Annotated in this window: 4 protein-coding genes and 1 pseudogene; 1 reads left to right on the forward strand and 4 read right to left on the reverse strand. The window is 59.9% G+C overall.

From position 1 onward, the window contains the following. On the forward strand, positions 1-650 hold a 650-nt coding region (locus FY112_RS00920), incomplete at its 5' end, for a substrate-binding domain-containing protein (RefSeq protein ID WP_151517404.1). A gap of 86 nt (positions 651-736) precedes the next feature. On the opposite strand, the gene FY112_RS00925 is transcribed toward FY112_RS00920, so the two are convergent. The 4 genes and pseudogenes from FY112_RS00925 to FY112_RS00940 form a co-directional block, all read right to left on the reverse strand. Then, positions 737-1,411, reverse strand: a complete 675-nt coding sequence (locus tag FY112_RS00925; protein WP_026188807.1) for a 4-carboxy-4-hydroxy-2-oxoadipate aldolase/oxaloacetate decarboxylase — start codon at positions 1,409-1,411, stop codon at positions 737-739. Between the two features lie 91 nt (positions 1,412-1,502). Next, entirely contained in the window at positions 1,503-2,339 is an 837-nt protein-coding gene (locus FY112_RS00930; RefSeq protein ID WP_151517405.1) for an ABC transporter substrate-binding protein, read from the reverse strand. Between the two features lie 31 nt (positions 2,340-2,370). Next, positions 2,371-3,135 carry an amino acid ABC transporter ATP-binding protein gene (locus FY112_RS00935; protein WP_027688639.1) on the reverse strand — a complete coding sequence of 255 codons (765 nt, stop codon included), beginning with the start codon at positions 3,133-3,135 and terminating at the stop codon, positions 2,371-2,373. Continuing rightward, positions 3,132-3,375: pseudogene (locus FY112_RS00940) on the reverse strand (amino acid ABC transporter permease); the annotation flags it as partial. The gene FY112_RS00935 and the pseudogene FY112_RS00940, both read right to left, overlap by 4 nt.

The raw sequence follows: 3,375 nt of genomic DNA on the forward strand, positions 1-3,375 counted from the left end.
TCGCCGCGGATCACCCGGTGATCGCCCAGGCCATCCGCGAGCTGCATGAGAAGGGTAAGCCGGTGATCGCCTATATTACCGACCAGTCGGCTCGAGAACGGGCCGCTTACGTCGGTGCAGACAATTGGAAAATGGGACGAACGGCGGCGTGGTTCATCTCGCAAATGACCCACGGGCCAGGGCGCATTGCCGTCTTCATCGGCAACCACCGCTACCAATGTCAGGACGTCTCCGATGCAAGCTTCCGCTCCTACGTGCGCGAACATGCGCCGCATCTGACCATTGAGGACAGCCGTCCCACCCATGAAGAGCCGAGCGAGGCCTATCAGATGGTCAAGGAATTGTTGGCGACGACAGATGACCTGACGGGCATCCTGATTGTCGGTGGCGGCATCTCCGGGGTCTTGCGGGCACTCAGAGAAGTTCCTCATGAGCGCCGCCGAAACATCCGTCTCGTTTGCCGGGATATTGGACCGGAGACACGAATAGGTCTGTCAGAAGGGATGATTACCGCAGCTCTCTGTCATCCGCTGGAACAGACGTCTGCGGTTCTGGTGCAGACGATGATCGAGACGATCATGCAGGGCGCATCGGGCAGCACGATTCAGCGCACCATTGCCTTCGAAATCGTGACACCAGAGAACATCTGAGAACCGGTTTCTTCACCAGGGGGTAACCGGTCGCCATGGCCGCGACCGGAAAGGCCAGCTTATAAGGATGTGGTCTGGCGGCCGTCTCAAATGTCGACGACGAGGCCCTTGGCTTTCAGCACCGGTTCGAGATTGCTGACCTCGATGACCGATTTGCCCTGCTTATATGCCGCGATATAGCCGGCCTCGGCATCTTCGCGGGCCTGTGACAGCCTGGCTACTTCCTGCGCTTCCTGGCGGCGCACGACCACCAGCCCGTCGGCATCGCCGGCGATGATGTCGCCGGGATGGATGATTTCGCCGCCGACGATGATCGTGTCGTTCACCGCCGCTATGGTCTCCTTCACCGTCCCCTTGATGCAGACGCTGAGCGAGAAGACCGGGAAACCAAGTTCCCTCAGCTGAAGTGTATCGCGCACGCCGGTGTCGGTCACGAGGCCGCCGATGCCCTTTGCAAGACAGGCATTGGCGAGGACATCGCCGAAGGATCCGGCCTCTTCGTATTCGCCCGCCGATACGACGATGATATCGCCCGGCTTTGCGTAGTTGATGGCGAGCTGCAGCATGATGTTGTCACGCGGAGCGCATTTCACCGTGAAGGCCGGACCGCACAGTTTCATGCGGTAGTCGACAGGCTTGAGGCGGGAGGAAAGGGCTCCGCGGCGCCCTTGGGCCTCGTGGATCGTCGCGGGCGAAAATTTGGAAACGGCGTCGATATCGGCTTTGCTTGGCCGTTCGGCAATATCTTTAATATGGATCATGGATGCCTCACATCGTTGGCCGACGGCGGGCATGTCCCGCCGTCTCAATTTGTTTGGACGTTGTCAGTGGATGACGCCGAAGCCGGGCGGCTTACGGGATCGGGTCGAACTTCAGCTCGGAGAGCGATACGACCTTGTCGGTGCGCGTCATCTTGTATTCGGTATCCGGGCCGAGCCACTTGTCCCAGATCTTGTTGATCTCGCCCGATGTGTCGAGCTTGCGAAGGATCTCGTTGATCTTGGCGGTCAGCGCCGGCTGATCCTTGGCCATTCCGATGCCGATCGGCTGGTACAGCATCGGCTCCTCGATCATCCGCATTGCCTTGCCCTTGCTCTTCGATTCATTGACGAACTTGGTCGTCGTCATGGTGTTGGCCACCATGCCGCGCGCCTTGCCCTGCTGGACGGCGAGATAGGCAGAGGCGGTATCCTGGAAGGTCAGCGGGTCGGATTTGTTGAGCTTGATCGACATCTCGGAGGTTGAACCCTTGGTCGAAGCGATGCGCTGGCCTGCGTAATCCGCCTTCTTCTTGCCGGCATCGTCCGCCGGCACGATCAGCATTTCCTTGGCGAGATAGTAGGGATCGCTGAACTGGATCTGCTCGGCGCGGCTCAGAGTATAGGCGAGGTTGGCAACGGTGATGTCGACGCGGCCGAGCTTGACCTCGGGCACGCGCGCCTCGACTGAAACTGGCTTGATTTCAGCCTTGACGCCCAATTTCTTGGCGATGGCGCCGCAGAGATCGACGTCGAAACCGGCCATTTCGCGGGTCTTCGGATCGGGTGACGCGAAGGGAGGAACGTCGGCGAAAGTCGCGCAGCGCAGGGTTTTCGCCGACATGATGTTGTCGAGCTGATCGGCTTTTGCGGGCAAGGCGGCTGCCACTCCGGCAAATGCGGCGGTGAGGGTTAGGCATTTCCAGTTCATTGCTGTTCTCCTTTGTTTTTGGTGGTTGGTATCAATGCCTGAGATCAGCGAGGAAACGCTGCGCACGGGGATGGCTTGGATTGTTGAAGAATTCCTCAGGCGTCGCCATTTCGAGGATCTGGCCCGCATCGATGAACCAGACCCGATCCGCGACGTCGCGCGCGAAACCCATTTCGTGGGTGACGCAGAGCATGGTCATGCCTTCGGACGCCAGGCTCTTCATGACGGCCAGCACTTCGCCGACCATTTCGGGATCGAGCGCGCTGGTCGGCTCGTCGAACAGCATCACCGGCGGTTCCATGGCAAGGGCGCGGGCGATTGCCACCCGCTGCTGCTGGCCGCCCGAGAGTTGGCCGGGATAGGCCCGCGCCTTGTCGGCAAGGCCGACCCGATCGAGAAGCTTGAGGGCCTTGTCCTCAGCAACATCTGGCGCCACGCCTTTTACCCGGATTGGCGACATCGAGACGTTTTCGACCACTGAAAGGTGCGGAAACAGGTTGAAGTTCTGAAATACGAAGCCGATCCGGCTGCGCAGCGCATTGAGTTCCTTTGCCCGCATGGCGGCGTGAATGTTTTGCCCGTCGAGCGTGATCGATCCGCTGTTGATCTCCTCGAGGCGATTGATCGTGCGGATCAGCGTCGATTTTCCCGAACCGGACGGCCCGCAGATGACCACGACCTCGCCGCGCGAGACCTGCGCATCGATATCCTTCAGGACCGGATAGTCGCCGTAGCTTTTGCAAACCTGCGAAAGCCGGATCGTCTGCAATTCCTGTGCTGAAACTGACATGGTCATAGCTGCTCCGATATGATTTTCGATGGCGCGACCAAGGCGGCAGAGGGAAGGTTGGAAAGTCCCGCACGCCGCCGCGTGATGCTTCGCTCGAGGCGATTTGCGAAGTAGGTGAGCGTCCAGCAGATGGCGAAGTAGACGATCGCCAGGATGAGGAAGACCTGGAAGGGCTGCGTCAGGAGCTGGTTGTTGACCTGGCTTGCGGCAAAGGTCAGGTCCGGCACGTTGATCACGTAGCCGAGC

The sequence above is a fragment of the Rhizobium sp. PEPV16 genome (genome assembly GCF_008919455.1).
GTDB lineage: Bacteria > Pseudomonadota > Alphaproteobacteria > Rhizobiales > Rhizobiaceae > Rhizobium > Rhizobium leguminosarum_Q.

Excerpts from the sequence above, each read along its gene's own strand:
- FY112_RS00925 (WP_026188807.1), bottom strand. The coding sequence starts at position 1,411 with ATGATCCATATTAAAGATATTGCCGAACGGCCAAGCAAAGCCGATATC.
- FY112_RS00930 (WP_151517405.1), bottom strand. The coding sequence starts at position 2,339 with ATGAACTGGAAATGCCTAACCCTCACCGCCGCATTTGCCGGAGTGGCA.
- FY112_RS00935 (WP_027688639.1), bottom strand. The coding sequence starts at position 3,135 with ATGACCATGTCAGTTTCAGCACAGGAATTGCAGACGATCCGGCTTTCG.